Origin of the sequence: Martelella sp. NC20 (assembly GCF_013459645.1) — a bacterium.
In the GTDB taxonomy this organism is placed as follows: Bacteria; Pseudomonadota; Alphaproteobacteria; order Rhizobiales; family Rhizobiaceae; genus Martelella.
Genome location: NZ_CP054861.1, coordinates 5572536 through 5586823 on the forward strand (window position 1 = coordinate 5572536; position 14288 = coordinate 5586823).

General features: G+C 63.2%; 15 protein-coding genes. 12 read left to right on the top strand and 3 right to left on the bottom strand.

Translation table 11 applies throughout. From position 1 onward, the window contains the following. Positions 1 to 4: 4 nt before the first annotated feature. Positions 5 to 1435, bottom strand: coding sequence for an NAD(P)-binding domain-containing protein (locus tag HQ843_RS26505; RefSeq protein WP_180900404.1), 1431 nt, complete (start codon positions 1433 to 1435; stop codon positions 5 to 7). Positions 1436 to 1454: 19 nt separating this feature from the next. Further along, entirely contained in the window at positions 1455 to 2420 is a 966-nt protein-coding gene (locus HQ843_RS26510; protein ID WP_246710231.1) for a LysR family transcriptional regulator, read from the bottom strand. 127 nt (positions 2421 to 2547) lie between these two features. On the opposite strand from HQ843_RS26510, the gene HQ843_RS26515 reads away from it, so the two are divergent. From HQ843_RS26515 to HQ843_RS26550, 8 genes are all read left to right on the top strand, one after another. Next, positions 2548 to 3558, top strand: coding sequence for a TRAP transporter substrate-binding protein (locus tag HQ843_RS26515; protein WP_180900402.1), 1011 nt, complete (start codon positions 2548 to 2550; stop codon positions 3556 to 3558). A gap of 5 nt (positions 3559 to 3563) precedes the next feature. Then, the gene (locus HQ843_RS26520; RefSeq protein ID WP_180900401.1) at positions 3564 to 4085 is read left to right on the top strand and encodes a TRAP transporter small permease; all 522 of its coding nucleotides are present in this window, start codon (positions 3564 to 3566) and stop codon (positions 4083 to 4085) included. Further along, a complete protein-coding gene (locus tag HQ843_RS26525) occupies positions 4082 to 5371 on the top strand; it encodes a TRAP transporter large permease (RefSeq protein WP_180900400.1) in 1290 nt (429 codons plus the stop codon). The genes HQ843_RS26520 and HQ843_RS26525 overlap by 4 nt, the downstream gene beginning before the upstream one ends. Continuing rightward, a complete protein-coding gene (locus HQ843_RS26530; protein ID WP_180900399.1) occupies positions 5368 to 5856 on the top strand; it encodes a hypothetical protein in 489 nt (162 codons plus the stop codon). The genes HQ843_RS26525 and HQ843_RS26530 overlap by 4 nt, the downstream gene beginning before the upstream one ends. Then, complete coding sequence (locus tag HQ843_RS26535) at positions 5853 to 6440, top strand: peroxidase-related enzyme (RefSeq protein WP_180900398.1); 588 nt, start codon at positions 5853 to 5855, stop codon at positions 6438 to 6440. The genes HQ843_RS26530 and HQ843_RS26535 overlap by 4 nt, the downstream gene beginning before the upstream one ends. Next, positions 6437 to 6811: a Rid family detoxifying hydrolase gene (locus HQ843_RS26540; RefSeq protein ID WP_180900397.1), complete on the top strand. Its 375-nt coding sequence runs from the start codon at positions 6437 to 6439 to the stop codon at positions 6809 to 6811. The genes HQ843_RS26535 and HQ843_RS26540 overlap by 4 nt, the downstream gene beginning before the upstream one ends. A 3-nt stretch (positions 6812 to 6814) precedes the next feature. After that, positions 6815 to 7936, top strand: a complete 1122-nt coding sequence (locus HQ843_RS26545; RefSeq protein ID WP_180900396.1) for a PLP-dependent cysteine synthase family protein — start codon at positions 6815 to 6817, stop codon at positions 7934 to 7936. Positions 7937 to 8065: 129 nt separating this feature from the next. Further along, the gene (locus HQ843_RS26550; protein ID WP_180900395.1) at positions 8066 to 8617 is read left to right on the top strand and encodes an IS6 family transposase; all 552 of its coding nucleotides are present in this window, start codon (positions 8066 to 8068) and stop codon (positions 8615 to 8617) included. 61 nt (positions 8618 to 8678) lie between these two features. On the opposite strand, the gene HQ843_RS26555 is transcribed toward HQ843_RS26550, so the two are convergent. After that, positions 8679 to 9671: an ABC transporter permease gene (locus HQ843_RS26555; RefSeq protein WP_210280278.1), complete on the bottom strand. Its 993-nt coding sequence runs from the start codon at positions 9669 to 9671 to the stop codon at positions 8679 to 8681. A gap of 193 nt (positions 9672 to 9864) precedes the next feature. Here HQ843_RS26555 and HQ843_RS26560 point away from each other — a divergent pair, with 193 nt between their 5' ends. Genes HQ843_RS26560 through HQ843_RS26575 form a run of 4 tightly spaced genes read left to right on the top strand, consistent with a single transcriptional unit; the run spans position 9865 to position 14265 of the window. Next, the gene (locus HQ843_RS26560) at positions 9865 to 10548 is read left to right on the top strand and encodes a FadR/GntR family transcriptional regulator (RefSeq protein ID WP_180900394.1); all 684 of its coding nucleotides are present in this window, start codon (positions 9865 to 9867) and stop codon (positions 10546 to 10548) included. A 4-nt stretch (positions 10549 to 10552) separates the two neighbouring features. Then, positions 10553 to 11512, top strand: a complete 960-nt coding sequence (locus HQ843_RS26565; protein ID WP_180900393.1) for a C-terminal binding protein — start codon at positions 10553 to 10555, stop codon at positions 11510 to 11512. A gap of 47 nt (positions 11513 to 11559) precedes the next feature. Further along, on the top strand, positions 11560 to 12714 hold the full coding sequence (locus HQ843_RS26570; RefSeq protein ID WP_246710232.1) for a sugar ABC transporter substrate-binding protein: 1155 nt from the start codon (positions 11560 to 11562) through the stop codon (positions 12712 to 12714). 54 nt (positions 12715 to 12768) lie between these two features. Further along, positions 12769 to 14265 carry a sugar ABC transporter ATP-binding protein gene (locus tag HQ843_RS26575; RefSeq protein ID WP_180900391.1) on the top strand — a complete coding sequence of 499 codons (1497 nt, stop codon included), beginning with the start codon at positions 12769 to 12771 and terminating at the stop codon, positions 14263 to 14265. The last annotated feature ends 23 nt before the right edge of the window (positions 14266 to 14288 follow it).

The following is a 14288-nucleotide window of genomic DNA, read 5'->3' on the forward strand; positions in this document are numbered from 1 at the left end:
AAATTCAGGCCGTGACGGTGAGGTCGCTCGCAAGCCATTCCTCGCCGGTCATGTCGGGCACATCATAGTCGCGGAAGCGGGCGAGATGGATTTCGGCGTCTTCCGCCATGAACGAGCGCACAAGGCCGGAGGCAAGCCTACGCGCGCCTTCGCTCGAGGACGGAATGCCGGAGGTCACCTTGCCGTGACTGGGCACGGAGGGATAGGCAAAGCAGGTGAGTTTCGAAAGCGCCGGGCAGGCCCCTTCCGTCTTTGCGGTGAAGGCGAAGTCGGGTCCGAGATAGGGATGGGCGGCAAGACCGGGATTTTCAGCCGATTTTTCCGGGCCCATGACATCGCCCCATGTGCGGATATGCGGCGCGAAGGTTTGAAGCTCCGGCCGCTCGGCCAGATCGATGCCGAAGCCGGTGGCGAAAATGGCGACATCGGCCTCAAGCGCGCCTTTGGGCGTGACCACGCGGATGCCGTCCGCGGTTTCCTCAACCGCGGTGACCGGCGCGCCGACATGGAGAAAGGCGTTGCCGTGGCGGGCGACGCGCTCGACCGAGTGTTTCGGCGGAGGAACGGGAAAACGGTCGCCCTCGTTCATGATCTCCCACTTGACCCGGTCGGGAAGGCCGACATAGCCGGACGTCATGCCGCGCGAACCGGTTCCGGTGAACTTGTCGATCACCGGAATGGCGGGGCGGCGCACCAGCAGGTCGAGCCGCGCGCAGCCTTGCTCCAGCGCGGTCGCGGCATTGTCCATGGCCGAGGCCCCGGCCCCAACCACGATGACGCGCTTGTCCTTCAGCGTTTTCGTGTCGAAGACATCGGCGGAATGATAGACCTTGCCCTTCGGGATATGGCGCGCGCAAGCCGGAAGGCGCGGCGCGCCCATGGCGTCAAGCCCGGTGGCGATCACCACCCGGCGGGCGAGCGCCGGCCCATTCGTCGTCGTCAGGCGCAGCAGATTGCCCTCCGGCGCGATCCCCGCGACATCGCAGTCGTTGACGACATCCGCCCCGGTCACCCGGGCGAACCAGTTCATATAGTCCATCCAAATGGTGCGCGGCGCGAGATCCATGCGGTCCCAGGCCTTCCCGCCCCATTGCGCCTCGAACCAGGCGCGGAAGGTCAGCGCGGGAATGCCCATGGCGGGGCCGGCGGCGGCCTTGACGGTGCGCAGCGTCTCCATTCGCGCATAGGTGATCCACGGCCCCTCCCGCCCCTTCGGCGCCCGGTCGAACAGGCGGACATTGGAAATCCCCTCCATCCGCAGGGCAAGGTTGGCGACAAGGCCGCACAATCCGGCCCCGATGATCGCCACATCGAGGACCTCGGCGCCATCCGGGCCGCCCGTCGCCGGCATCCATGCCTTGGGAGGCAGGTTCAGCAGTGTGCGCTGCCGCTCAAGTTCGGCTTCCAGCGCCACAAGGCCAGAGGTTTCCGTCATTCGGGTTCAGTTCCTTGCGTTACACACCGGAGCGTTCCAGCGACCGGACATCCGAGGGGTCGTGAAACACGCAGTCTGGTATTGTCGTCGAACAGGCAGCCTCGAAACCTGCCACGAAAGAAAGAAGTTCGCTCGGAAGCACCCGACCGGCGGCGCTGAAAAGGCCCCAGACATAGGGCAGGTCCACGGCAAGCGGCCGGATCGACACGCCCTCGACGGGAATGCCGAACGCCGTGACCGGATCGATGATGGCGATGCCGAGCCCGGCGCGGGCGGCCATCATCGCGTTGAGCGACGAATTGGTGACGATCTCGGCGGCGGGGACAATGCGATCCCGCTCCAGAGCGCCGTTGATCTTGCCGCGGATGCGATAGGCATTGCCGACGGTCAGCAGCCGCGTTACGGCAAGGCTTTCAAGCGGCAGCGGTTCGCTGACATCGAACGGGCCGCCTTCGGCAATGGCGGCCACCAGCCGGGAGCCGCAGATCACCTTTGCCTCCAGCGTGGCATGTTCGAGCGGCAGGGCGGAGATGCCGAAATCCGCCGTCCGGCTGGTAAGCGCGCGCGCGACATGCTCGGCATTCATGGTCTCGATATTGACGACGCCGGGCAGGTCGTCGCCCATATGCGCCAAAGTGGGGCTCAACAGCCCGCCCGCCATGGTCGGCGTTGCGGCGATATCGATCGCCGCGATGCGGCCGTCCCGGATGGCCGCGGCGCGTTCGCGGATCTGGTGCAGGCCCGACATCAGACGCTGCACTTCATCGTAGAACTGGAGGCCCCGTTCGGTCGGCGATATGCGCGGCCCGTTGCGATGGAACAGCGGGAAGCCCACCGAATCCTCCAGCTCCCTGATCTGCCGGGTCACGGCCGGCTGACCGATGCCAAGCTGTCTGGCAGCCGCCGTCATAGAGCCGCAGGCCATGGCGGCCTGGAAGGCTTCCAGCGTCTTCACATCAGAAATTTTATCATTCGATATTGACATATTGAACTCATCATTATCCATATATGTGATATTGGCAAGTGCAGATTAAGTCATCGATGCGCAACACGCCGTCAAGCGGCGATGCGCGGCAAACGCAACGACACGATAAAAACAGAGGAATAGCAGCATGTCTTTGATAACACGCATCGCGGGTATCGCGACGATCGCCATCGGGACCATCGCCCTGGCGCAGCCTTCATCAGCAACCGAGGTCTGGCGACTGAGCTCGATGATGACGCCCGACAGTTTCGAGGGCAAGGCCTACCAGAAATTCGCCGATCTGGTGTCCGAATACACCGATGGCGACATCGAGGTGAAAATCTATCCCAATGAGCAGATCGGCTCGATGGATTCGGTCATCGAGCAGCTCAGCCAGGGGATCATCCAGCTCGCCCCGTCGAGCCTGTCCTTCATGTCGCGCTGGGAAGACAGCATCCGCTATGCCTCGGCGCCGTTCCTGTTCGACAATTACGATCAGTGGTCGAATTTCATCGATGGCGAGTTGTTCCAGTCTTGGCTCGGCGCGGTGAACGAAAAGGCCAACATCACCATTCTCGGCAGCATTCCGGACATGCCGCGCGGCACGTTCCGCACGCTCCTGTCCAACAAGCCGATCGCGTCGGTCGACGACATCAAGGGCTTGAAGCTGCGCCAGTTTCAGGATCAGCTGGTCATCGATGCGTGGACCTATCTCGGCGCGGAAGTGCGCGTCCTGCCCTGGGGCGAGGTCTATGACGGCATCAATCGCGGCATCGTCGACGCCGTGACATCTCCGGCGGAACTGATCGAATCGACGCGGTTCTATGAAGTCGCGCCCTATATCATCAGGACCGACGAATATCCGCAGGCCGTGGCATGGATGATGAACGCCAATGCCTGGGACAAGCTCACGGGCGAGCAGCAGGAAGCCTTCGAACGCGCGCACCAGGAAGCGGCCGCCTATGCCCGCCAGTTGCTGGAAGAGCAGGCCACGACGCTGAAGTCTGACCTGGAATCGAAGAAGGGCGTCACCGTGAACTTCGACTTTGACACCACGCAGTTCAGCGACAAGATGGCCGCTTTCTATCAGGACCGCGCCGACAACGGCGAACTACCGGCCGGCCTGATCGAAGCCGTTCAGGCCGCAAAGCAAGAGTGATCGTGATGCGGACGCTTGACGGCCTTCTTGACGCCATCGCCAGCCTCTTCAAGGGGCTGGCAACCCTCTGTCTCGCCGTCATGGTCGCCCTGAACCTGTTCAACGTCGCCTTCCGGGCGGTGTTCGATCATGCCTTCGGCTGGATATTCTCCTGGACGCTGCTGCTGTTCGTCTGGATGCTGCTGCTCGGCTTCTTCGTCTACATGCGCAACCGCCGCGATGTGGTTGTCGACATTTTCATGTCGCGCCTGCCGCCGTTATGGCGCCGGATCGGCGGATTGTTCGCCTGTCTTGTCGGCATGGCCGTCATGATCGCGATCCTGCGCGCAGCCCCGGCGCTGATCGCCTTGCAGCGCGCGCCGATGGATGGCACCGGCCTTCCGATCTGGACCCAGTCGCTGCCGCTGTTCATCTCCTCGGCGCTGGTTTTCCTGCACTTTCTCTTATCCTTCATCGAGATCGCCACGGGCCGGGTCGAAGCCTTTCCGCGCGACATCGAACCGGTGGAAAAAGGAGCGGTCGAATGATCCTCGGTCTGATCGTCATCGGCGGCTTCGTCCTGCTGATGCTTCTCGGCGTATCGGTTACAATCGCCATCGGCGCCGGGGCCATCATCGGTCTCTACTGGGCCGGTTTCGGGGATATGGGCCTCGTCATCCCGCAACAGATTCTCGACGGCGCGGCGAAGCCCGCGCTTCTGGCCATCCCGTTCTTCGTGCTGGCGGGCAACCTGATGAACACGATCGGCCTGACCGACCGCATCTTCAATTTCTGCCTGGCGCTGATCGGCCATTTCCGGGCCGGCCTCGCCTATGTCAACGTCATCGCCTCGCTGCTGTTTGCAGGCGTATCCGGGGCGGCGACCGCGGATATCGCCGGCCTCGGCCAGCTTGAAGTCAAGGCGATGCGCGAGCGCGGTTATTCGCTCGAATTCTCCGCGGCCCTCACCGTCGCGACCTCGCTTGTCGGGCCGATCGTCCCGCCCTCGATCAGCCTGATCGTTTATGCCTGGCTTGCCAACCAGTCGGTGGCCCGGCTGTTTCTCGCCGGCATCGTTCCCGGCATCCTGGTCGCGCTGGCCTTCATCCTCTATATCCGTTTCATCTCGATCTGGACGCCGATGCCGCGCGAAAAACGCGCCAGCATGCGCGATCTGCGCCGCGCCACGATCGAGGGATTGCCGGCTCTGATTGCGCCCGCGATCATTCTCAGTTCCATCATCTTCGGCTTTGCCACGGCGACGGAAGCGGGCGTGATCGCCTGCGGCTATTCGCTGCTGATCGGCATTTGCTATCGCTCGGTCACCTGGGAGGGCGTCCGCAATGCACTGGTTGAAAGCGCCGTGCTTTCGTCGCTGATCATGATGATCATCGGCTTTTCACAGATCATGGGCTGGCTGTTTGCCTTCGAACAGGTGCCGCAGGCCTTCGCCTCGGGCATTCTGGAGGCGATCAGCAAGCCGTGGGTGTTCATGGGGTTCACCATCGTGCTGCTGATCATTATCGGCTGCTTCATGGAGGCGACGCCGGCCAAGATCATCCTCCTGCCGCTGTTGCTGCCCGCCGCCGATGCCTTTGGCATCGACCGGGTGCAGTTCGGCATGGTGATCACCCTTGCCCTGCTTCTGGGCATCGCCACGCCGCCCCTTGGCGTCGGGCTCTATCTGATGTCGGCTGTTTCGGGCGTGCGCTTCGAAAAGCTGGCGATCTCTATCCTGCCACTGCTGATCCCGCCGATCATCGTGCTTGTCCTGCTGGCGACCGTGCCGGCGATCACGCTCTGGCTCCCCAATCTCATCATGGGACCACAATGACAATACATCATGCCCGGCCCGACGCGCTGGATCGCGCCGGCGGCCTTGCCGAAAACGACGCCGTCTTCGCCCTTCGCGCGCTTCGCCCTGAATTCCTCAACGGCGCGGAGGATTGCCGCGTGGCCGTTCTCGCCCCTGAAGACGATCTCGGTCTCTCTCCGGCGCTGCGCGCGGCAATCGCCCGTCGGGTGGCGCTGACGGCCGGCAATGAACGGCTGCTTGCCGAATATCCGGTCCCCGGGGAGAAGGCCCTTGCACAGCTTTCGCGCGGCAAGATGCCGGACGATGGCCGCCTTGCCGCGATCGCCGCCCATACAGACATGATCGCCGCCGATCCAGGACAAAGCACCCGCGAAAGCCTTGACGCGCTGCTTGCGGCCGGTTTGACCGTGCCGCAGGTGGTCGCACTTTCAGAGCTTCTGGCCTTCGCATGCTTTCAGATCAGGGTCGCTCACGGTCTTCACCTGCTGGAGCAATCAGCATGAGCGCTCTCGGAGCCATCCGCATCAAGCCGCTCACCTGGCATCCGCATCTGCCGCCGGTGGAAGTCGAACACGCCACGGCCGAACAGTTGGAAGCGATGAAGGTGACGCCGTCGGCGAAGAAGGTTTCGCCCTATGTGCGCACCCTCGCCCACGATCCGGAAAGCTATGTCGCGCGCACGACGCTGTTCAATGCGATCATGTATGCCGAGGGCGGTCTGCCGCGCGCCGAACGGGAGCTGGGCGCGCTTGCCGCCTCCGGGGTCAATGGCTGCCGCTACTGCGCCAATGTCCACGCCCGTCAGCATATCCGCCTCTCCGGCTCCTCGTCCGTGATTGCCGCGCTGTGGACGGAAAACCGGGAGGCGCTGTCCGCCCGCGATGCCGCGATCGTCGATTTCGCCGAAGCGCTGACGGCGACGCCGCCGCGCGCGGACGGCACGCATATCGAGAATCTGAAGGCCGCAGGCCTCGAACCTTTCGAGATCATCGACCTCATCCATGCTATTGCAATCTTCGGCTGGGCCAACCGCCTGATGCATCCGCTCGGCCATTCAGACAATGAAGACAAGAGGACCTCGTCATGAAAGCCATTTCCACCGCAAACGCTCCGGCCGCAATCGGCCCCTACAGCCAGGCCATCCGCCAGGGCGATCTGCTGTTCGTATCGGGCCAGCTGCCGATCGACCCGGCAACCGGCGCGTTCGTGGAAGGCGGCGCGGTCGAGCAGGTGCGGCAATGCCTGAAGAATATCGCGGCCATCGCCACTGAGGCGGGAACAGACCTGACGAAAACGCTCAAAACCACCGTGCTGCTGACCGACCTTTCCGGTTTCAACGATGTCAATGCGGAATACGGCAAGGCTTTTTCCGAACCCTTCCCGGCGCGGGCCTGCTATGAAGTCTCGGCCCTTCCGAAGGGTGCGCTGGTCGAGATCGAAGCGATCATCGGGATCTGACCCATGAGCAGCAACAGCCTGTTGGCCGACAGTCTTTCGATCGCACTGCCCGCCTGCGCCGAACGCGCCTGGGCGCGCCGCGCCATCGGGCTGTTGCAGGGGGACGCCCGGCGTTCCGCCGACACCCACCTGATCAAGCCGGTTTTCCCGGGCCTTGCCGGCCTGTCCGTCTATCTGAAGGATGAAAGCACGCATCCGACCGGCAGCCTGAAACACCGCCTCGCCCGCTCGCTGGTTCTCTACGGCATCTGCAACGGGCATATCCGCGAGGGCACGACGCTGGTCGAGGCGTCGTCGGGTTCCACGGCGGTGTCCGAGGCCTATTTCGCCCGGATCCTGCATCTGCCGTTCATCGCCGTGATGCCGCGCACGACGTCGCGCCAGAAGATCGAGGAAATCGAGCGCTTCGGCGGCCGCTGCCACCTGGTCGAGCGCTCGGGCGAGGTCTATGAGGCGGCGCAGCGGATCGCCGGTGAAACCGGCGGCCATTATCTCGATCAGTTCACCTTCGCCGAGCGCGCCACCGACTGGCGCGGCAACAACAATATCGCCGAGAGCATTTTCGCGCAGATGGAGAACGAGGAGCATCCGACCCCCGAATGGGTGGTGATGAGCGCCGGCACCGGCGGCACATCGGCCACGATCGGCCGCTACATCCGCTACCGCAACCTGCCGACGCGGCTCTGCGTCGTCGATGTCGAGAACTCGGTGTTTTACGACAGCTATGTCAGCGGCGACCGCACCGTCAGCCGCGATGACGGCTCCAGGATCGAGGGCATCGGCCGTCCGCGCGTCGAGCCATCCTTCCTGCCGACGGTCATCGACCACATGATCCGGGTCCCCGATGCGGCATCGCTTGCGGCCATGCACGTGCTCTCGCAGCGCATATTCCGCCAGGTCGGCGGTTCGACGGGTACGAATTTCTTCGGCCTTTGCCAGATCGCGGCGCAGATGATGCAGGAGAAGCGCGAAGGCTCGCTCGTCACGCTGATTTGCGACAGCGGCGCGCGCTATGCCGACACCTATTACAATCCCGACTGGCTGAAGGAAAACGACCTCGACATCGCCCCCTACGTCGATCAACTCGACCGGTTCCTCGATACCGGCCAGTTGCAGCCCGCGTGAGCGGCACTATGTGTAGAGGAAAATCTGGCGGGGCATGCGGGATAGCGATGAGAACTATGTCTACGCGGCGTTGTCAGGTAAACCTGTATTGCCTTTGCCTGCGTTTTCGGTTGGGCGTAAATTTCGACGATGCAGACACCAGATATCAGTTTCAAGCGTCACCGTTTCCCGCCTGAAATCGTTGCTCACGCAGTTTGGCTTTACCTGCGGTTCAATCTGAGCCTGCGTGAAGTTGAGGAAATCCTGCTCGAGCGTGGTATCGACGTTTCCTATGAGACGGTCCGCCGCTGGATCGCCAATTTCGGACCCCAGATCGCTAGCAACTTGCGGCGGCCGCAAGCCCGCCCCGGCGATGTTTGGTATCTGGACGAAGTCGTTGTGAAATGCGCTGGAACCAAGTTCTGGCTCTGGCGCGTGGTCGACCAACATGGCACCGTTCTCGAAGAAGTCTTGCAAAAGCGACGCGACAAAAGGGCTGAGAATAACCACCTGCCGTTTCGAAAACGGGAACGAACCATGCAAGGCCACCGGTCACCGGGAGCGTTGCAGCGGTTCGTCGCCATGCACTCCGCTACCCGCAATTGCTTTTCAGTTCCGTCCCGCCGTCGTGCCGCACAAACAATTCGCTACCATCGCCTCGAAGCGTTCGATGCATGGAAAACTGCGGCCTGCATCGCCTAAAAATTCTGGAGCCGCTGGCCTTTCTCGGCCTGGCAAACTTAACGTGACAATGCCCCTTTACCTATTCTGCATTCCGGACGCGCAACTGGTCGAACGTGACCGCCAGGATTAGAACGACGCCGCGGGTGATCTCCTGCCAGAAACTCGAAATGTCGAGCAGCGTAAGGCCGTTATTGAGGGTTCCGAGGATCAGCACCGCAAGCACCGTACCCCAGACGCTGCCGCGCCCGCCGTAGAGGCTGGTGCCGCCGAGGATGATCGCCGCAATCACCGTCAGTAGCTGGGAGCCCGCCGCGTTGGGGGCCGCGGCACCCAGCATGGCGGCAAGCACGATGCCGGCAAAGGCGCCGACCGCCGCCGAGATCAGATAGAGTACGAGTTGCACCCGGCCGACATGGATGCCCATGATCCGGCTCGCATCGGGATTGCCGCCCGAGGCATAGATTTCGCGGCCGAACCGGGTCTTGCTCATGACCCACCATGTGGCAATCGCAAGCAATGCCATCAGCAGCAGCGGCACCGGTATGCCGGCCAGCCGGCCGGAACCGAGCCAGTTGAACCCCGGAACGATCAGCGGCTTGCTGAGACCGCCGGTCAGCACCAGGGCGGCGCCGGTATAGATGCTCATCGTGCCCAACGTGACGATGAGGGGATTGAGCCTGAGCCGGGTGACGAGCACGCCGTTGAGGCCGCCGAGCGCCACGGCCACCGCTATCGCGATCGCGCTTGCGGCCCAGATGTTGATCCCCATCGAATAAAGCAGCGACACGACGACGCCGGATAGACCGGCGACCGCGGCCACCGACAGATCGAGCGCGCCGGCCACGATCAGCGGCGTACCGGCAATCGCCATCAACCCGATCACCGACATGTTGAGCCCGATCGACATCAAGTTGCGTGACTGCAGAAAATACGGGGAAAGCAGGCTGAACACGACGAAGATAAGGACGTAGAACGCCCCCAGCAATGCAACGCCCGCGCATTCACGCCCCATAAGGTCCTTCAGGCCGTTCCGGGGCGCCTTCCCGTCCGTGCCGCTTGCAGAAGCCTTCATTTCTCTCCTCCCGGAAACCTTCAATGTCGGGACTTGACTAGCCGGGATTCCTTGGTTAGTCAATAAGTGGACAGGCCACTTGGTCATTTAACGACACAGCCTGGGCAATTTAAATCCTGATCGGGAGGACGGGGTCATTCTGAATGATGCTGACATCACACCCATTTCCAGAACGGGCGTCTCGGATTTGCTCGTGGAGCAGATTCTCGGCTTCGTGAAGGCAGGGCGTCTGCGTCCGGGCGACAAGCTTCCCTCGGAGCGTGATCTCGCCGAACGGTTCGGCGTCAGCCGCCCAACGGTGCGCGAGGCCATGCGCGGACTTTCCGTGCTGGGCGTGCTCGAGATCCGCCACGGTGGCGGGGCCTTCGTCACCGAACTCGATGCAGCGGACCTGCTCAAGCCGCTTAATTTTTTCCTGTCGCTTTCGGATGTTTCGGTCGAGAGGCTTTATGAGGCGCGCGTCCTGATCGAGGGCGAGCTTGCCGCGCTTGCCGCAAAGCATGCCGACGACGCGCTGTGCGAGGCGCTCGAGGAGCTGATCGCCGGCCAGATCGAGGTTATCGAGGATGTCGATGCCTATCTGGCGCTCGATTCCGCCTTCCATGAGCGTCTGGCCGTGGCCTCGGACAATCCGTTCCTGGCGCGCGCGGCGCAGAGCATGAATGTGCTCGGCATCGAATTCCGCCGGGCCTCCGCCGAAGCCGGTCATGCGCAGAGCCGGTCGATAGAGGACCATCGCCGCATTCTCGCTGCCCTCAAGAGCCGGAAACCGGACGCCGCCCGCGAGGCCATGCGCGCGCATATGCAGCAGGTCTACACCACCACCCGCAGGGCGCTCGACGAAGTGTCCGCGAACAATTCCGACAAGAAGGACTGAAGACATGTCGCGCCGGGTCGTGGTCACCGATTACACCTTTCCCGACCTTAAAAGGGAAACCGCCGCCGCGGAGGCCGCGGGTTACACGCTCGAGGCCTTCCAGTGCCGGACGGCCGACGAGGTCGCCGAGGCGATCGCCGGCGCGGCGATGGCGCTCGTCCAGTTCGCGGCGGTTGACCGCCGCGCCATCGCCGGGATGGCAAGCGGCGCTGCCCTGGTGCGCTACGGCATCGGCTTCGACAATATCGACGTCGCCGCCGCGCGCGAGTTCGGCATGAGTGTCGGCTACGTCCCCGACTACTGCACCAGCGAGGTGGCCGAGCATACCTGCGCCAGCCTTCTTGCCCTGTTGCGCAAGCTGCACACGCTCGACAGATCCGTGCGCGCCGGCAAATGGGAAGCGGTGCGCGCCGCCAAGCCGGTGCTGCCATTCGGCAAGACCGTGGTCGGCTTCTTCGGCTTCGGCCAGATCGGGCGGGCGGTGCATGCCAACCTTTCCGGCCTCGGCTTCACCTTCATGGTTGCCGATCCGGCGCTGTCGGAGACGGATGCGGCGGCCCTCGGACTTTCGAAAGTGTCCGCCGATGACCTGTTCCGCAGCGCCGACGCCATCTGCCTGCACGCGCCGGCAACGCCCGCGACACGTCACTTCGTCAACGCCGATCGGCTGTCGCAGATGCGGCCCCATGCCGTGATCGTCAATCCGGCGCGCGGGGCGCTGATCGACGAGGCAGCACTTGCGGCGGCACTTGCCGAAGGCGTGATCGGCGGTGCAGCACTCGACGTGTTCGAACAGGAACCGCTTGCAGCGGATTCACCGCTGCGCGAGGCGCCCAACCTTCTGCTTTCTCCCCATGCCGCCTGGTATTCGGAGGATGCGATCGACCGGCTGCAGGAACTGGTGGCCGCCGACATAACCAATCACCTTTCCGGCAGGAACCTGCGCAAGCCCGTGCCCGCCTGAGATGCGTGTTCGCATAAACCAATGAAATGTTTCGTATGGAGGAAATGATGACATTTCGCAGCATGCTGATCATCGGAGTTTCACTATTGGCACTTCCAGCCTATGCGCTGGAGCCGGGCGATCTTGCCGGACAGAGGCTGAGCGAGGCCGACTATCAGGCCCTCGTGGACGCCGCCAGCAAGGTCACGCCGCCGAAGAACGGCGATAGCTACACCTTCGGCTTCGCCAATCTCGGCCGCAACGCCCCGTTCTTCCTCAACGTGGAAAAGGGGATTCTCGAAAACGCCGAACTCGCCGGCGTCAAGGTGCTGGTCACCGACAACGCCTTCGACGGCGCGACCGCGCTTGCCAATGCGCAGAGCTATGTGCGCCGCAATGTCGACTACGTGATCGAATTCCAGACCGACGCCAATTTCGGCCCGACGATCATGACCAATTTCAACCAGGAGAACATCCCGGTCACGGCGATCGACATTCCGATGCCGGGTGCGACCTTCATGGGCGCGAACAACCCGCGTTCGGGCTTCATGGGCGGGGCCTATCTCGGCCAGGCCGCCCGGGAGAAATGGGGCGACGACAAGGTCGAGACCGGCTATCTGGTCATCGGCGAATTACCGCAGTCGGGCGCCATTCCGGCGATGCGCACCGACGGTCAGGTCGCGGGCTTCCTTGCCGAATATCCCGGTTTTCCCGAGGATCACATCATCAAGATCGACACCAAGGGAACGCTGGAGGAAGGATTCCGCGTGATGAACGACCTCATCGGCCGGATCCCCGAGGACGCACCGATCCTGGGTCTTGCGATCAACGACCAGTCGATCCTTGGCATGCTGCGCGCCGTCGAGCAGGCCAACCGCGGCGACGAGGCGATGTTCGTCGGCATGGGCGCCGACGAGATTGCGGCGATGGCCGCCGCCCCGGCCTTCATCGCCTCCGTCGGCTATTTTCCGGAGAATTACGGCAACTATCTTGTGCCGCTCGCGCTGATGGAGCTTGCCGGCAGGGAATTGCCGCCGGCAGTGCTGGTCACCCATGAAATGGTGACCCGCGGCAATCTCTGCCAGTTCTATCCCGATAGCCAGTGCGCGGACGTGAACGAGATAGACTTCGCATTCCCGGCCGAGGCCTTTGCCGCACATCTGAAGGTTCAGGCCGAAAATCCCGACCTGTCGGATTACCAGGACCTGATTCCGTCCGAATGAAAGAAAAAGGCGGGTCCCGTTCGCGGGGCCCGCGTCTTGCGGAGGAGATTTGTCATGCTGCTGGAAATGACCGGGATCACCAAGAGCTTCGGGTCCGGCAAGGTTCTCGACGATGTCCGTTTCACCCTCGATGAGGGCGAGATCGTGGCGCTGCTCGGCGCCAACGGCGCCGGCAAGTCGACGCTGATGAAGATCATGACCGGCATCTATTCCGGCGATGCCGGCGCGATTTTCATCGACGGCAGGGAAGCGACGATCCGCAATCCCGCCGACGCGATGCGTCACGGCATCCGGCTGGTGCCGCAGGAGCTGCAGGTCCTGCCCGATCTCAGCGTCGCCGAAAACATCTTTCTAGGGGCGCTGCCAACCCATGGCGACGGTCCCCTGTCGCGCGTCGACGTGACGACGCTTCGCGAACGGGCGAGCGCAATCCTCGACAGTCTCGGCATCAGCCATATCGATGTGACGCACCGGCTGTCGCGCTATTCGGTCTCGGAGCAGCGGCTTGTCGAGATCGCCCGCGCACTGGCCGCGGATGCGCGCATTCTGGTTCTGGACGAGCCGACCGCCTCGCTTTCGGCGCCCGAATGCGACCGTCTTTTCGAAATCATGCGGCGGTTGAAGGCGCGCGGGGTATGCACGATCTTCATCTCCCACTTCCTCGACGAGGTGTTCCAGATCTCCGACCGGATCGAGGTGTTGCGCGACGGCCGCAACGTCGCCAATTTCATGACAGTCGAAACCGACACCCATTCGGTGCTGACGGCCATGCTCGGGCGCGAGCTGACCGACCTGTTTCCGTCGCATTCGTCGGGTTTCGGCGAAACGGTGTTTTCGTCCCGCAACCTCAGCGCCCCGCCGCGCGTGCGCGATGTCACCTTCGACGTCCATGCACGCGAAATTCACGGCATTTTCGGCCTGATCGGCTCGGGCATCGAGGATCTCGGCAAGGTTCTGTTCGGCGCCCGCCACCCCGAAAGCGGCAGCCTGACGCTGGTGGGGTCGGCATTCCGGCCCGCAGGCGTCAACGATGCAATCCGCGCCGGCGTCGGCTTCGTCTCCGCCGAGCGCAAGTCCGAGGGGATCGTGCCAGATCTTGGGCTGGCTGACAATTTCACCCTGCCCTTTCTCGATCGCCACAGCCGCGGCCAGCACATGTCGACCGCCTCGCAGCGCGGCTATGCCCGCAAATGGATCGAGGCGCTTGGCGTGCGCACCACCGGCGTCGACCAGAAGATCTCGGGCCTGTCCGGCGGCAATCAGCAGAAGGTCTGCATCGGGCGCTGGCTGGTCGATGACCTGAAGCTGCTCATTCTGGAAGAACCCACGCGCGGCGTAGATCTCGGCGCGCGCAAGGACATCTACGCCCATCTGCGGCGGCTGGCGGACCAGGGGCTCGCCATCATCGTGATTTCGACCGACGCGGAGGAAGTCGGCGGACTGGCGGACGGGTCCACGGTGCTCATCGACGGCGTTGCCGCCGAAAGCTTCGATGAGCCCGTCGATGCGCATACGCTCATGGCGACGGCGACCCGCGAAGCCGCCGCCTGAACGGACAAAAAGGGAGGAAGGAC